We start from the raw sequence: 15,060 nt of genomic DNA, 5'->3' as shown, positions 1-15,060 counted from the left end.
ACAAAGCAAGGCAGGCGCTTTATCTGTTGTGAGAACCGATGGTTCTCCAAAATGCTTGACCAATCTTTTCATAAAAGCATACGCAGCCTGATGATTACGAGTTTTTCGAAGTTGAAAGTCTAATGTATGACCATCACTATCAATGGCACGATATAAATAACACCATTTTCCTTTCACTTTGATATAAGTCTCATCTAAATGCCAAGCATGGTGTGCAACTTTGTTTTTCTTTTTCCAAATTTGATAGATCAAATTTCCATATTCATGAACCCAGCGCATAATGGTTGTAGGGTGAACAGAAACTCCTCGTTCTTTCAGGATCTCAGATACATCGCGATAACTTAAAGAAAAACGGCTACCAAAATAATATCTTTTTTGAATTGTTTTCCTTTAAAATATCCCATGTATCATTCTCCTCATCTCATTTTCCCTACAGTTTAGCTCCACTCGAAAAACTTTGCAACAGAACCAGACAGCAGCAACAACGTAAAAAAGAAAATGAAAGATAAAAAGTTGTAGCGCCTCAAAAAAATGATATTGTATAGTTTTTGATGATGAAATAAATAAATAAATAAATTAAAGCGCTGGGAGATGGAACGTTTTTGTCATATATATGGAATGAGATCTTAACGGCTCGTGAGGCGAGTATAAAGCTAGGTAAAAACCCTAAATATATATTTTTTTTATGGATACGGCATTCAAATATTTTATTGAAGGGTATCGTGAAAATGATTGGTAGAGAACTACTGATTACAAGAGAAGGATATGAATACTTAAAGATATTAGCAAAAAAAGTTGAGTGACCTTGCTGTTTAAATACCTTTAAATTAACGTACAAGAGTAGTCCATTAAATGGCCCTCTTGTATTTTTTTTAGTACAAATTCGAAAAAATGAATCATCATCATATTTATTAAATGCGCCTAGAAATTTATATGGATGGTGAAGATATATGAGTCAACATCAAATGTTGTACAGCACACCGTATCTCTATTCTTCTTGTACATTGCAACAACTGTACAAAAGTGCAAGAAAAGAAGCGGATATCACTGCGATACAGGAGCATATGCTCCGTCATGACGTGTATTTAGACCGACAATACCGTGGTTACTATGATTTGAGTGGGAAAATTGAAGATGATCTGTACGGCACGGAACAGAACAGCCAGTATCTTGGAATGAGTTATTAGAAGATTACCAGATGTATAGGGATTTCCGAGGGAATCTGTCCATTTAACCGAAAGGGTGGCGTTAGCATGACCATTGTTGGAGAATTAGGTATTGTATATGGTGTGACAGGGGCAACCGTTATAGCGGTTAAATTGTTGAAAAGCAAAGGGCTTTATCTTCCTGATTGGGTGCTACGTGCGGGTCTCAAATGCCTGCTCATTGGTACAGTTTGGTATGTGCTACGTGATATGCTCGATGTATTTCTACGTTAGTATTTTATCGGGTAGTTGAAGGGGGCTGTCGTAGAGCATCCGAACAACTTCTTTTTTATATACCACATAACCCCAACTACCTCTAAGGAGGTAAGGAGTATATGCTTTCGCTTTTATTGATACCTGTTACGTTTTTAACAGTCGCTTATTTTTATAAAGGAAAAGAACTGAGTGATAAGAAAAAAATCAAAGCATTTTTTGAAATCACGAAAGTATGTGTACAGCATAAGGGTGAAATCCATTACCCTGTATTTTTGAAACAAACAGAGGATGCTATCAGTACAACATATGTCTATCGGCTGCCATTAGGCATGCCAAGTCAGTTAATACAGAAGTTAGCGCAAGTATTGGAGGAAGGACTATATAAGCCTGTGATGATATCGTTTCAGCAAAGGAAATTATTCATACGGGTATTTGAGAAACGTATTCCTCAAAAGTGGAATTGGTCTAAAGAGTTGTTACAAGAGAAAACATGGAAAGTCATTATGGGAAGAGCGTTAGACCGTATGATAGATCATGACTTTGAGAAAACACCGCATATGTGTGTCAGTGGGATGACACGTTTTGGTAAAACGGTTTTCCTCAAAAACATCATGACTAGTTTAATCTTGCAGCAACCCAATCACGTGCAATTCTACGTGATTGATTTAAAAGGAGGATTGGAGTTTAGTCCTTATAAGGATTTGGCACAAGTGAATGAAGTAGTGGAGAATCCCATGCAAGCATTTGAAATGTTGAATCGAATCCGAGACAAGATGGTGGAACAGGTGGTACGTATGAAAGAATCGTATTTCACTAATATTGTAGATACGCCAATCAAGGAGCGTTATTTCATCATCGTTGACGAGTCAGCTAATCTGTGTCCCACGCAAGGATTGTCAAAACAAAAGAGAGATATGCTCTATTTGTGTCAAGAAATGTTGTCTGAAATAGCGAGGATTGGCGGAGCATTGGGGTTTCGCTTGATTTTTTGCACCCAGTACCCGACTTCTGATACATTGCCGCGACAAATTAAACAAAATAGTGATGCCAAGATTGGATTCCGCTTGCCAACTATGGTTGCTTCGCAAGTGGCTATAGATGAAAGTGGATTAGAAGAACTTCCATCTATAGCAGGACGGGCGCTTTTCAAAACAGATCGTGTAGAAGAAATTCAAGTGCCATATTTGTCTAATCAAGAGATGTGGAAGTTACTGAAACCCTACAAGGTGGTGGAGCATCATGAAACACCAAAAGATGAAACAAAAAGCGAGACATATCGAGATTTTATCGAGTTTAAGTAAGCTTGACTTTGCTTCTAGAAGGCAGTTACAAGCAATCCACTGTCTAGGTAGTATCAGGAATGCAAATCGTATCCTAAAGGATTTACGCCCTTACTGTCATGTGACTTCACATAATCGAGAATATGTCTATTACCTCAATAAGAAAGGCATGGCACTACTCGGTATACAGGCGAAAGAGCGAAAGAAGAAGCATCAATTAGAACATATCTTATTGCGAAATGAAGCATGGATGTGGTTAGATTTCCCCGAATGGAAAACAGAGCAAGTCATTACTCTGCGTTATCAAGGAGAAGAAAAAACAATTGTACCAGACGCCTTCTTCATCAAAGACAATGTTCCTCACTTCGTAGAAATCGATCGGCTTCAACATATGAAAGTGAATGAAAAGAAAATGCAGTATTATGCGTATTTAACTAACATTTATCAGAAGCAACAACAGGTAAAACCTATCATAATCTTTTGTACGATATCTGATTGTAGGGAGAAAAAATTAGAAAGTGAAGCTATAAAATACGGTGTGTATATACAGACATTTTTACTGAAGGATATACTATAAATCATTCTATATTAATCTCGTGAAAATTTCACAAAAACTAGATATTTGGTAACTGAATATTCAGCAGGACTACAGTTAGTAGCCCTTTGTTATGACCAAAAATCACTTTGTTTAATATTTTTACCTGTTAATTTTTTTAAAGCTTGCACAATTTTGTTGGCATTTTTAATGGAGGGCGAAATGCAATCAATTTTAGCAAGACGACTTATCGTTGAAGTTGTAAGTCCACTAGCTTTAGCGACGTCAATTTGCTTTATATTGTGTTTATCAATAAATTTACCTAGTTTCGAACGAGACAATTTGAACACCTCATCTACTTTTTACTAACAATTTGTACAAAAATCCCGTTTTCTAAACATCAAGAATAAAGTATTTTTTTATAAATCGTGCATATAATTAAATAAGAGGTGGAAAAACATGTAATTTTTTTGTGGAATATAGCATACATATTAATAGCCACAAGTTGCGAATACACTGAAGTATAATTGCAACTTGTTGTAACGGGTATGCTAGTAAAATGAAAAAGCTGAATCCCTTCTCTCACAAGGATTTCAGCTTTTATTGTTTTATAATTAAATAATAATTATTTAGCTGTTTCATATACATGGTGTCATTAGCTGTCGAGTTTTCTTAGGAAATATTTAAAGTAACAATATAATTTTATCATATTTTCATCGTCCAAGAGTTCATACATTTGAATGTTATTTTGTTTTATAGTGTTACATACGACTAGGGAAATTTCACGTACTATAATGTAAATACATGTAAAATGAAAGTAAAAAATATGAAATAAGGGAGTTCCCCTGTCATCATGTCGATATTTGCTGTATAATAGGGAAGATCAATTAATATGACTTCCAATATGCGGAGTTTAACATGTTTCACTTCTTTCATAGTAGCTTCAAAATATATGGAGAGAAGGCACACAATATTGACGTTGTATTGTGTGCCTTCTCTTTTTTTGGTACATGTGAGTGTAGCGAGGTGTGTAAAGGGGATCCCCTTGAAAGTCACATGAATGTTTCATGCAATCGCAAGGGGATTTTGTGTAGGAATATATATAGATGAATTTTTCAGTATTCCTCTATATGAGTATGTAAGGTGATAAAGTAAAACTGGAACACAGTATAAGCAAAGTATGTCCCGTAAGGGGAACTGTTGGGATAACGCAGTAATAGAATCGTTTTTTAGCGTCTTTAAACGTGAATGCTTGCACGGAGAAAAGCTCATTTTTCTTTTTTAAGTCAATCAGTTAGTAGCTGAATTTATTTATATGTACTATCATTCCGTTCGTCCTCACTCATCATTAAATGGAATGACTCCTTATCAATATTCAAAATCAATTGCGTAATCTAATTTGTGTTCCAGTTTTTCTTGACCAGGTCATTTTATGGTTAGAAAAGGGACAGTTGGATAGGTTCTGGTTCTTCTTGATTTGTACAAGAGATGAGCAGATGGTAGCCATTCCCTAATCTTCGTTGTATTTCCTTGTCCAGTAACGTAATTGCATATTCCTGCGATTCGGTATACATGACCATTTCCTGAGTAGGGTATATTTCACCGCTAGGTGCTACGATGGTATAGGAAAGTGTATAGGTATTAATTGTCAAAAAATGTCACCTCTTTTCTGTGTATGCTGTATCATCTGTCATAGTTCTTCCAAATCTGTTTCTACAATCTGTACAGGTGCGATATGCTCTTGTTCTAGTAGGGTTTGCACTTGTTTTTGGAGTTCAAATCCATCTTTTGACTCTGCCAACAAAAAAGACTTTGAAAAGTTGTTTCCATCCACAGAATAGCTCACATCAAACATGTACATACTCATTGTGCCACCTTTTCATAGAATTTGGGTGGAACTTGCTTATACTGCTCATGTCGTACGACTTGGCGTCCATTGATTCCAAGTTGAAGGAAGGATTCCATTTCAGAAATATCTACAATACTAATATGTTTGAGTACAGTTACAATATATCCTGTTAATTGCAAAGATAGATCGTGACGGTAAGGAACTGTCACATAATCTCCAACATTGAGTTTGTTAATGATTGCATTAGAAGCCATAGTGTACACCTCCCATCACATAGGTCAGAGTAAATAGAATGATAGGAGCGAGGAGCGTACCGAAGAAGTATAGCTGTGATTCTTCGCATTCATTAATTTCAAGCCATTCACATAGGGTATGATATTGGGCGAGTAGCTTATCTTTTGGTGCTTGAGGTGTCTGTTGTGGTCTTTTAGAATGTGTTATAATAGCTTCATCATTTTTAATTTTTAAAGCGCTGGACATGGTTTGCATCCTTTCTAAATTCGAAATGTTTATGTAAAAGTCCTTTGTGCTGGGTAGGCTGAGAGGACTTTTACTATGTTTTAAGGGGAAAGGCTAAGAAATTCCTGTTCTTTCTAGCGCTGTGTTCTCTTCTGTAATTTGTACATTTCTAAATCTTCTCGTAAGTATAAACGAGTTTTTCTAATCGTTCCAAATTCTACAAACGGTAATATTTTACCATTTTGTACAGATTGGTTAAATGCTGATGTAGTTTGACCTGTAATCGTGCGCGCTTCCTCTTGCATAACTAAATTTTGTTCAATCCACATTTTGATTTTGTTTCTTTGCATGTTTGTTCATCCTTTAATGTATCTTTCGTTTATGATAATAATATCACATAAATAATTGTATGTAAATATTTATGTGTTGTATGATAAAAAAAGGGTAGCTATATGTAGTTACCCCAAGTGCAAAAGGAGAATAAATATGAATCGTTTACATTGTTCTTTAGGAATTTGTACTCTATACATACGGTGTACAAAAAAGTTGTTCGGTTTTTATTTTAGGGATGTTGTATCAATTTGAATCGAGAACTGGTATTGCTCATGAGATTCTTCTTCTAACAAAGTAGCAAGGGCTTTCAATTGATGAATGACCTTTTGTTTAGACTTTCGTCCTGCATAGTGGATATGAAAGGATTCTGGAATAGAGGGTTCTATCTGTTCTATAGGCTCTAATGGAATCGTTGTAGGTTCAGATTCTGAAATCACGGGCACATCTTGCATTGGAATGGTTGGTGGAAGTGTTTGCGTTTGAGCTGATTCGGTGGAATGAGTATATTGTAGATTGATAGGTATATCTTCTTTGGGAATAGTCTTTCCTTTTCGTTTTGCCTGCATTGTTCCTTGGGGCGTAATTTCATGTTTTTTATATAAATCATAGAGTTTACTTTTATAGGTTCCTAATTCTTCTAAGATTTCTTTGATTGAAAAGTGCTCTTTCCAGTATTGTAGGCGCATTTTTTGATCTTCAGCAGGTAGCGCTTCTAAAGAAGCCAATGGCAAGAACGTGTTGAGCTCTTCAATTTTTACTGTTTCTGTCAATGAAAATCACTCCTCTAAAAATGGTATTGTGTATAGATTCTATAGGAAAGAATGATTCCCTCTGAAAATAATCGTATAGACCATTATTATTTTGAGGATTCTTGAAATGATTCTATGTTATACCTTTTACAGTGACAAGTCTCTTCTATGTATAAACACCTTGTCACTACTCTTCTATCGTTATCTTTTTCGCATCTTGAAAGAGCCATCAGCCCTAATGTTTGGGATGATGGCTCTTGTTTCTATCCAAATCAACTACGATAAACTCATATAAATTGCGCTATTTCATCCAAATTTCGCTTGGTAGGAATACTAGATATTAATATAGTAGGAATAGAATTCAGTTTATTATCCAATGAAGTATCGGTAATAATACAAGATATTGCATTAGGATGTAGTTGAATATTACGAAGACGTTCTAGGGTAACCTCTACATAATCTAGTTGTTTATTATAATTAAAATTTAAAAGTTCCTTAATATATTTTTTCCAATTTTCACAACTATTAAGAATCAAAATAACTTTTTTGTTACCTCTTATTATTTTCATGAATATGGATTCAATATGCATAACTAAAATTGCTATTTCATTTTCACTTATGGGGCATTGAATATTTGTCTGTATCATCCATGTATTAATGATATTTTTAATTCTATTAAATGTATTTGGATGATTCAATTTTATATAATCAGTAGTCTCCTGTAGAGAATTTAGTTTAGAAAATATTTCTGACTTGTATTCATGTGTTTGGAATATACTGAGTATAGAAAAGAGAAAGTCTTTATTATTTATTAATTTAATATGAAATGTATCTTCAAATAATAGTATTAACTTTTTTATTTCGGGATAAATTCCATTAGATGGTTTCTTGAATAACTGTTTGACACTTTCTTTTTTTCTATGATTATATTTTGTAGGAGAATGCTCTATATGGTTGATAGCACTTATAATAATAGATACACCTTTTGAGTCTAGTGATACATTATATTTATTAAATATTTGTTTTACAATCTGTGAGAGTTTTTTATAACTAGATGAAATTTCAATTTTTTTTATGTTTTCAACTTCTAAAAGCATAGGATTTTCATTTTTAATTCTGATTAGATAAAGAGAAATAAAAATAGACAAGTTCCTAATATTCTCACTGTGAAATTTGATGGGCATAATGTTTTCAACCTTCCTAAAAAATTCAGTATACATATTTTGTTTGAATTCCTGGAAGGGCCATTCTTGTTTATCATATGATTTTAAATATAATTCATAATACATGAAAATAATATTGCTTTCATTACCTTCGATTCTTAAAGGTCTTTTCTTTAAAGTTAACTTATATTTTTTCAAAAATATATCTACATCTAGTAATGTTAAACGCAGTAGTGATTTTGAAATATATAAACTTTCACACAAATCTGCCACTGTTTTTACTTCATTATAGAGTAATTTATGTAAAACTTGAAAGAGTAGTGTATGTCTAAAATAATGAGAACATATAATATCTGTTGAAGAAGAGGCAGGTATATCCAGCTGTATACCCCTTTTTTGTGATGATTGAATAAAGCAATCTGTTGGTAAATAATCCGCTATTTTCACTAAGTCTCTTTGGACAGTTTTTGTTGAGCAATTTAATTCTTTAGCTAGTTCACTTAAAGAAAACCATCTTTTTTCATAAGAAATTAATTTTAGTAGTTCGTAATGGCGTTTTAAAAACATTTTTTTTAATTTACTGGAGAACCAGCAAACCTTCCCCCCTTTTCTTTTTCTTTTTCATTGTTTTAAGATCTTATTAATGATTTGTAAAAATAATAATTAATCGATTGTGTTGCAAAGTTTAACAACACTCTAAAAATATAGAATTAAAATACAATTAGTAAGAATAAACCTTTTGCAATGAAAAAACTGGGATCTATTCACTTTTTAACTGTTCTACAGAACTGTAGATGAAGTATCTATATATAATATCGTCTCTAAACATGATGGAATAAATTTATTTTATCTTTACCTAAGCCACCTTTAAACATATTAATTGTCCAGATAATGGACAATTAATATGTTTAAAGGTTCTGTTGTAAAGTTTTCTAAGTGAAATTAAAATGTAAGAAAAATGATTCGAGGGGTATGATGTTAGGAATGTCGAAAATATGAGATAGACGCTCCAATGGTGTATCCAATTAAGCACACAAGAAATATATCCCCACCGTTATTGAAAAACGTATTCGATTTTGTTTGGGAAGAACCTACGAATTCCTGAAAAATAGGGATTATATTGATTAATCTAAAGAGTGCATAAATCATAATAACTTGCCAACTCGTACGGGTAGCATCTGTTAAAATTCTTTTTTGACGCTCGTCTTCTTTCGAAAATCCAGTCTCATCAGCTGACAGTTTTTTCGTAAAAATGATAAAGAATGATATCAGAATGCCCAACAGTATGTATAAAAATATGTTCATAAAATCATCTCAGCTTTTATAGTTTTTTTGATAGATAAATTTTGCATGTTCGGACTCCTTGATTATCTAGTATGAATTGCTGAGGTCTGGTGCAAATAAATGCTTTGTGCAGGTGGAACTTTGCAACTTCTAGTAGTTGCTTCAGCAAGAACTAATGTTACAGGGATTAATACATTGCTAATCTGTCTTTTAATGTTTTCTTCCTAACTGGTACAGTTATTCTCCGCCACAAGCAGTAGAACTACCACTATCAGCGTAGTGTGTAGAAACTGGGAAAGTGCCTGTATTAGATTTAGATGGTGAAGGTGTAGAAACTGAGCTAGTACCTGTATTAGATTTAAATTCTTTTATATCTTTTATAATTAGTACAAGTAACACCAAAAATAAGAATCCCGCTATCAGAAATCCCATAGAGCACCTTCTTTCTTGATTTTATTACATAGCTAAATATCTAGATTCATATTTAGCTATGCCGTTGTACAGTAACATAAAGGGATTTTACTATAACATGAAAACACAAGAACGAATATATCAAAAAAGTCCATTGTCACAAGTACATTTGAATAAAGACACTATTATGGATTGGTATTAAAATAAATTTTGGCGATATTTTTTAATGTAGGTTTGAAATAAAGTCGCGAAGTTTCTATCAAAGAATTCTAAATGAGTTTTGATTTCTGAAAGTGTTTATAGGTAAGTAACGATGTTCGATTTTTTGCGATTGTATTTCTGTAAAGTGAAAAAGAACGAACTAGTTATATAGATAGTTTGTTCCTTCCTTTTTATCATATATAGTGGTCACCATATATGCCCATCAATTTAAGACATGGATAAAAAATTCTGTTGCAAAGTTTAATCTTTGAAAAAGGTATTATAAGTTATAAGGGTTATTTTTCGTTAAATTTTCTAGTTCATTTTTGAGGGACAGCTTAAGACCTTTCTTTTTGTTTTCAACGTATGTGATCTTATGTAAAGTTAGCAAAGATAACATAAAGATTAACTTATAATATATCTCTGTATATCCGTTCTTATTATTTAAAATAATTTGTTCCATAGTATAGAAGCTCCTTTTTTAATTTAGTCCTGTTTCTGATTTCAACATTTGTTTATTATTTTACCAATTTTAATTGAAAGCTTTTCCATTATTAATTCTTGATAATTTGCATTCTGGTTCCATATTTATTTTTGATCGTACAATTTTTTCGTTTTGGCAGCAATTTAAAAGCTTAGCTTGACAGCGACGGGGTCAAGGTTCTTTTTATATATCATGAATTTTCATTCTTTGTAATTCATTTTTCCTATTCTTTTTAAAAGCTTCTCTTCCGTTTTCCCATTCTAAAATAAATAATGCTAATCCTAATAACATTAATAAAACAGTAGTTATTAGATGATCAGTTTGATGAGTTATGAATATCCAACCGCAATACACTAGATAAGCTACTGGAATGATTGCCCCCGAATATACACTAGTTCTCCTCGATAGAAAGTAGTGAACTCCAAATATAAGTGCAAAAATGAAAATGTTAGTCCCTTCAGACATTAATCTATCCCCTTTTCATCTTTGTATTTTTCTATAATTAATTTGGCATTATCCAAACTAATTCGTTCTTCAATAGCCAGTTTTTTTATAAAGCTAATCAATTGTTCTTTATCATCTTCCCCATGTATTTCTATCTTTGTATTAAGCGATCGAATACGAACTGTTAGATATGAGGCCTTGTAACACTTTTCTATTTTTAAAAGATTCTGAATTCAATACGAATTTCTAGTTCTGGTGCAAAAATTATTTTATAACGATTCCGAACTGAATATTTGATGATTATGAAAATGAATCATTCGAAATCTAGAACGAAACCGTGTATTTTAATAACAAATATCCAGTTAATATTCGGAATCAAGCTTATATTTTTACACTATTCGAGGTTTGCACCAGAACCGAATAAACTACTGATGTGCTATTATTTATCTCGATTTTTCTCACTATTACAAGCTAATAGTGGTTCGTACATCATTATAGCGTGATTCTCCGTTACATATTGATCTTCTACAAACTGTTTCTGTTGATTATATACTCTACGTTGAATCACATTGTGTCGTATATAACCACCCCAGTATGCAGATTGGATTGAGTGTTCTTTTTCATAAACTTCATATTGATAAAGCTGCGGATAAGCTGTTCGCCATTCACCAACTAAATGTGTATCTGTGATATAAAGGTGAAGTTGATACGATGATATTATCCCTTTTAGGTAGACAGTGTAAAAAGACCATGAACATACATGGATGTTACACTATTACTTGGAGGGGATTTTTCATGACTAAAAAAGGTTCAACATTTAATACCTATTCAGAAGAATTAAAGTTATCAGCTGTTCAAAGTTATTTAAACGGTGAAGGAAGTTACAATATGATAAAGGAAAGATATCAGATTAGAAGTTCTACCCAGCTTAAAAATTGGGTCAAAAAATATAAAGAATGTGGTGAGATTACAGATACTCGCGGGAAAAATGGGGGAATGAAAGGTATACCAAACCCTCTAAAAGGAAAACGTGTTTATTTTAAGACGATTGAAGAGGAACGTGACTACTATAAAGCGCAGGTTGAATATTTAAAAAAGCAGTATCCAAATCTATAAATGGAGGCGTACTAAAACATAAAGAGAGATATCATATCATTGAATCATTAAAGACAAAGTATCCAGTTATATGGCTTACGAAATTTGCGGGTGTACATCGTTCCAGTTACTATAAGTGGATTCATACCAAAGGTATGGAAAACATACGACTAAAATCCGAGAAACGACTAAAAAAGGTAATGCGATCTATTCACGTAAAGCACAAAGAATATGGTTATCCACGTATGAAAATCGCTTTACAGGAAGAGGGATATTTTATAAATCACAAAAAAGTATATCGCTTAATGAGTGAGCTCAATATTCAATCTATTATTCGAAAGAAGCGTCGCTTCTTTAAAGGGAACTATTCCAATGTTTTTCCGAATGTTTTAAACCGTGAATTTAAAGATCGCCAACAAAATGAGGCACTTGTTACAGATATTACTTACCTACGATTCCAAGAGGGATTTCGGTATCTTTCTGTTGTCCAAGATATTTATAATAACGAAGTTGTTTCTTGGAAAATATCCAAGCGGAATGATAATGAACTTGTATTAGATACAATTGAAATGGTGGCACAAAAAAGAGATGTGCGTGGAACCATTCTCCATTCAGATCAGGGATTCCAGTACACATCTCATGCCTACAATAAACGACTTTCCGATTTAGGTATCATTGGTAGCCACTCTCGCAAAGGAAACTGCCATGATAACGCTTGTATCGAGTCATTTTTCTCTCATTTTAAAACAGAAGAAGATTTAATACAAGCAATTGAAGAATATATTTACTTTTATAACTATAAACGGTTCCAAAAACGACTCAACCATCGAGCGCCGATAGAATATCGAATCTCGATGGCTGCTTAGTCTTTTTAACATTGTCTACTTGACAGGGGTAAGACCACTCACAAGCGTCCTTTTCTCATTTTAGCAAATGAAAACAATAAATAATGTTAGAAATTAGAAAAATAGCCCTTCACCTAACCCTTTTTGGTCAGATGAAGGGCTATTTTTTTCATGGTAATAAGGACGTAACTTTTCTTCAATAAAATCAAAACTAATCGTCGCTTCAATGGCACGAAGAAAATGGTCTTGTGGAACTAACTCCTCTACAGAAACTGATACACGTCAAGCGACGTTTTGTTAAATCCGCAGGATTTCAAAGTCTTCGCCATGCTTCACGTACATTGAAAGGAATCGAAACGATTCATGCTATATACAAACAAAAGAGAAGTCACATTCTAGACTTCTCTTTTTCGATGTACAAGGAATTACAGCAATCATTCAGAATTTCTTAAACGATAACCGTATTTTGTAAACGGGTGTATGTTTTTTCAAACTTTGCAATAGAACTCCCTTTTTGTTCAATTCTACAGATTTACGTTATTAATAATCGCTTTTAAATCTGGTAAAACACCTATTTTGTCTTGTGCTGGATTCTTGGATTCTGTTCCGGTCTCTGGATTACTTAAAACTTTTCGTAATTCATCTGGTGTATACGGAGTCTTACCATGAGCCTTTGCTATTCCTTGCAAAGAAACTGCAGCACCAGCAATAATTGATGATGCACTAGATGTACCACCAAAATTGCTTCTGTAATGATTCGTCTCAAATTCACCCCAATCCATATTTTTATTAGCTTCCTTCCTCCCACGGAGTTTCGGGTCACTACCTAATGTACCTACATTTTCCCCCCATCCGTAAACATCTACTCGACTTCCATAATTTGAATAGAATAATCGTGTATGAGGAAAAGTGGATGAAGCAGCCCCAACGAAAATTGCTCCCGAATCTTTAAAATCTGGACTCTGCCTATTTAAAACTTGTTTTCCGTTCCTGTCTATGTATTGATCTAAATCGTTCCCTGTTTCATTGCCTTTATTTACGTTGTTACCATTTCCTGCAGCCTCTATAATGATAATTCCTTTATCTGTCCCTGCACGAATTGCATCAAATATTTCAGGTTGTATTTCAACGGGTAAGAACCTAATATCATCCTGATCGCGAACTTTTTCCTGCAACTCTAGTAATAAGACATCCCCCGATTTCGAATTCTCAACAGCACTTAAGATTGCATCAGCCTTATTCTTTTGCCCATTATCTCTTATTATGGAAATAACTTTTACATTCGCATTTGGAGTAATTCCAATATTCCCCTTGTTATTATCTTCTGCAGAAACAACCCCTAACACAGAAGTTCCATGCCAAGCATATCCACCTACATTAATTCCAGACATCAACTCCACTTTTGATTTATTTTGTTTTAATAAATCTTCGTGATTTAGTTGCCAGCCAAGTTCCAAATCGATAAAGGTTGCTCCTGTTCCATCCCCACCTTTCACATTCCAAGCATACAGAGCATTGATACCCTGTGGTGCTTCTTTTAGGTATTCTTGGTCTTCAAAGTGAGGATTATTTAATGGGTTAAAGACATTACGAGTACTTTGTAATTCTGGCGGTACTATATTTTCACTTTCCGTTTCATTTGCATATACATCTTCAATTATGTAAGATTTTTTAAACTTCTCTAATAATACGCTTGTATCCACATGATTAGGAACTTCAACATTGTAATAATTCACCATGTTGGAATATATTTCTGAATGATCTTCCTTTTTATTTGTACTCAGGCTTTGGATCTGTGTTGACGAGAGTGATGTAAATACACGATTTAGTGTTATCTGTGGGTATTCTGCAAAAATATCAGCTAACACACTATCCTTGCTTTGAATCTGTTTCTCAATACCATCCTCATAAGGTATATTTAATTCCTTCCTTAGTTTGATAGTTAACAATTTTTTTTCCGAGATCTTAGTGATATCCTGATTTTTTGTAATCTTATCTAGTGAATCTGCATGCACTTGATTTATTATTGTCACTTCACTTAGTCCTGTTAGAGACGCTAGTATAATAGTAGAAGCAACAAATCCGTTAAAAATTTTCATGATAACATCTTTTCCTTTCCATTTTTATTAACATCATGTGTAGTACCTATTTGGGGTTGGAATTCAAAAATTAGAATGTATGCATTCATTGGATATTTGGCATAACTGGGGGGTGTTGCAAAACTTATAAATATCCAAAAATGAATGTATAAAAAAACCCGCTTTCCTGAAAGAATGATAGTAACCCAAACTATCTCCAGAGAGGACGGATTTACTAGTATGATAACCAAATTTGATAAAAATCAATCTATTTTACAGGTTTTATTTGCATACGTAGACAGTTTAACTATTGGAGGCGTTCCGCCTGTGACAGGTCGCCCACCCATCTGTAGAAAAGATTTACTGAAATGAGGGTGTTGCAAAACTTATAAATATCCAAAAATGAATGCATAAAAAAATCCGCTTTCC

At 33.4% G+C, this 15,060-nt stretch carries 17 protein-coding genes and 7 pseudogenes; 8 read left to right on the top strand and 16 right to left on the bottom strand.

The genetic code is table 11. From position 1 onward, the window contains the following. Positions 1–404: pseudogene (locus CDB3_RS29425) on the bottom strand (IS6 family transposase); the annotation flags it as partial. Between the two features lie 546 nt (positions 405–950). On the opposite strand from CDB3_RS29425, the pseudogene CDB3_RS29415 reads away from it, so the two are divergent. The 4 genes and pseudogenes from CDB3_RS29415 (at position 951) to CDB3_RS29400 (ending at position 3,278) form a co-directional block, all read left to right on the top strand. After that, a pseudogene (locus CDB3_RS29415) lies at positions 951–1,234 on the top strand (hypothetical protein). Between the two features lie 19 nt (positions 1,235–1,253). Beyond that, entirely contained in the window at positions 1,254–1,439 is a 186-nt protein-coding gene (locus tag CDB3_RS29410; RefSeq protein WP_128856913.1) for a hypothetical protein, read from the top strand. Positions 1,440–1,540: 101 nt separating this feature from the next. After that, entirely contained in the window at positions 1,541–2,722 is a 1,182-nt protein-coding gene (locus tag CDB3_RS29405; protein ID WP_128856912.1) for an FtsK/SpoIIIE domain-containing protein, read from the top strand. Further along, on the top strand, positions 2,661–3,278 hold the full coding sequence (locus CDB3_RS29400; RefSeq protein WP_128856911.1) for a replication-relaxation family protein: 618 nt from the start codon (positions 2,661–2,663) through the stop codon (positions 3,276–3,278). The genes CDB3_RS29405 and CDB3_RS29400 overlap by 62 nt, the downstream gene beginning before the upstream one ends. 89 nt (positions 3,279–3,367) lie before the next feature. Here the strand turns inward: CDB3_RS29400 and CDB3_RS29395 are convergent, their stop codons facing one another. After that, positions 3,368–3,577, bottom strand: coding sequence for a helix-turn-helix domain-containing protein (locus tag CDB3_RS29395; protein ID WP_128856915.1), 210 nt, complete (start codon positions 3,575–3,577; stop codon positions 3,368–3,370). Between the two features lie 830 nt (positions 3,578–4,407). On the opposite strand from CDB3_RS29395, the pseudogene CDB3_RS33200 reads away from it, so the two are divergent. Next, a pseudogene (locus CDB3_RS33200) lies at positions 4,408–4,494 on the top strand (integrase core domain-containing protein); the annotation flags it as partial. A gap of 432 nt (positions 4,495–4,926) precedes the next feature. Here the strand turns inward: CDB3_RS33200 and CDB3_RS31910 are convergent. From CDB3_RS31910 to CDB3_RS29330, 12 genes and pseudogenes are all read right to left on the bottom strand, one after another. Next, positions 4,927–5,103, bottom strand: coding sequence for a hypothetical protein (locus tag CDB3_RS31910; RefSeq protein WP_179139777.1), 177 nt, complete (start codon positions 5,101–5,103; stop codon positions 4,927–4,929). Continuing rightward, complete coding sequence (locus CDB3_RS29380; protein WP_128856909.1) at positions 5,100–5,339, bottom strand: DUF2187 family protein; 240 nt, start codon at positions 5,337–5,339, stop codon at positions 5,100–5,102. The genes CDB3_RS31910 and CDB3_RS29380 overlap by 4 nt, the downstream gene beginning before the upstream one ends. Then, positions 5,329–5,565: a hypothetical protein gene (locus tag CDB3_RS29375; RefSeq protein ID WP_128856908.1), complete on the bottom strand. Its 237-nt coding sequence runs from the start codon at positions 5,563–5,565 to the stop codon at positions 5,329–5,331. The genes CDB3_RS29380 and CDB3_RS29375 overlap by 11 nt, the downstream gene beginning before the upstream one ends. Before the next feature lie 113 nt (positions 5,566–5,678). Beyond that, a complete protein-coding gene (locus tag CDB3_RS29370; RefSeq protein ID WP_128856907.1) occupies positions 5,679–5,894 on the bottom strand; it encodes a hypothetical protein in 216 nt (71 codons plus the stop codon). A 207-nt stretch (positions 5,895–6,101) separates the two neighbouring features. Beyond that, positions 6,102–6,647, bottom strand: coding sequence for a hypothetical protein (locus tag CDB3_RS29365; protein ID WP_128856906.1), 546 nt, complete (start codon positions 6,645–6,647; stop codon positions 6,102–6,104). Positions 6,648–6,913: 266 nt separating this feature from the next. After that, complete coding sequence (locus CDB3_RS29360; protein ID WP_128856905.1) at positions 6,914–8,356, bottom strand: AcpB/EbpR/MafR family transcriptional regulator; 1,443 nt, start codon at positions 8,354–8,356, stop codon at positions 6,914–6,916. Positions 8,357–8,767: 411 nt separating this feature from the next. Beyond that, on the bottom strand, positions 8,768–9,094 hold the full coding sequence (locus CDB3_RS29355; protein ID WP_128856904.1) for a hypothetical protein: 327 nt from the start codon (positions 9,092–9,094) through the stop codon (positions 8,768–8,770). A 216-nt stretch (positions 9,095–9,310) separates the two neighbouring features. Next, positions 9,311–9,505, bottom strand: a complete 195-nt coding sequence (locus tag CDB3_RS29350) for a hypothetical protein (RefSeq protein WP_128856903.1) — start codon at positions 9,503–9,505, stop codon at positions 9,311–9,313. A gap of 460 nt (positions 9,506–9,965) precedes the next feature. Continuing rightward, positions 9,966–10,148 carry a hypothetical protein gene (locus tag CDB3_RS29345; RefSeq protein ID WP_128856902.1) on the bottom strand — a complete coding sequence of 61 codons (183 nt, stop codon included), beginning with the start codon at positions 10,146–10,148 and terminating at the stop codon, positions 9,966–9,968. A gap of 204 nt (positions 10,149–10,352) precedes the next feature. Continuing rightward, positions 10,353–10,634 (bottom strand): hypothetical protein, encoded by a 282-nt coding sequence (locus CDB3_RS29340; RefSeq protein ID WP_128856901.1) that lies wholly within the window; start codon positions 10,632–10,634, stop codon positions 10,353–10,355. Then, entirely contained in the window at positions 10,634–10,735 is a 102-nt protein-coding gene (locus tag CDB3_RS33195) for an SHOCT-like domain-containing protein (protein WP_372708565.1), read from the bottom strand. The genes CDB3_RS29340 and CDB3_RS33195 overlap by 1 nt, the downstream gene beginning before the upstream one ends. A gap of 317 nt (positions 10,736–11,052) precedes the next feature. After that, positions 11,053–11,322, bottom strand: a pseudogene (locus tag CDB3_RS29330) (VanW family protein); the annotation flags it as partial. Positions 11,323–11,408: 86 nt separating this feature from the next. Here CDB3_RS29330 and CDB3_RS29325 point away from each other — a divergent pair. Continuing rightward, positions 11,409–12,574, top strand: a protein-coding gene (locus tag CDB3_RS29325; protein WP_128856900.1) for an IS3 family transposase whose coding sequence is annotated in 2 segments (ribosomal slippage) — positions 11,409–11,715 and positions 11,715–12,574 — 1,167 coding nt in all. Because the reading frame shifts where the segments join, the coding sequence is not laid out codon by codon here. A gap of 129 nt (positions 12,575–12,703) precedes the next feature. On the opposite strand, the pseudogene CDB3_RS33265 reads toward CDB3_RS29325, so the two are convergent. Next, positions 12,704–12,835 (bottom strand): annotated as a pseudogene (locus CDB3_RS33265) (transposase); the annotation flags it as partial. On the opposite strand from CDB3_RS33265, the pseudogene CDB3_RS32730 reads away from it, so the two are divergent. Further along, a pseudogene (locus CDB3_RS32730) lies at positions 12,829–13,005 on the top strand (IS6 family transposase); the annotation flags it as partial. The pseudogenes CDB3_RS33265 and CDB3_RS32730 sit on opposite strands and share 7 nt — an antisense overlap. A 72-nt stretch (positions 13,006–13,077) precedes the next feature. On the opposite strand, the gene CDB3_RS29315 reads toward CDB3_RS32730, so the two are convergent. Further along, on the bottom strand, positions 13,078–14,652 hold the full coding sequence (locus CDB3_RS29315) for a S8 family peptidase (protein WP_128856899.1): 1,575 nt from the start codon (positions 14,650–14,652) through the stop codon (positions 13,078–13,080). 219 nt (positions 14,653–14,871) lie between these two features. Here CDB3_RS29315 and CDB3_RS29310 point away from each other — a divergent pair. After that, positions 14,872–15,000: pseudogene (locus CDB3_RS29310) on the top strand (ISNCY family transposase); the annotation flags it as partial. Between the last annotated feature and the right edge of the window lie 60 nt (positions 15,001–15,060).

This window comes from Bacillus sp. CDB3, assembly GCF_002081505.1.
GTDB classification, from domain to species: domain Bacteria; phylum Bacillota; class Bacilli; order Bacillales; family Bacillaceae_G; genus Bacillus_A; species Bacillus_A cereus_AT.
This window is presented reverse-complemented; position numbering and strand designations above follow the sequence as displayed.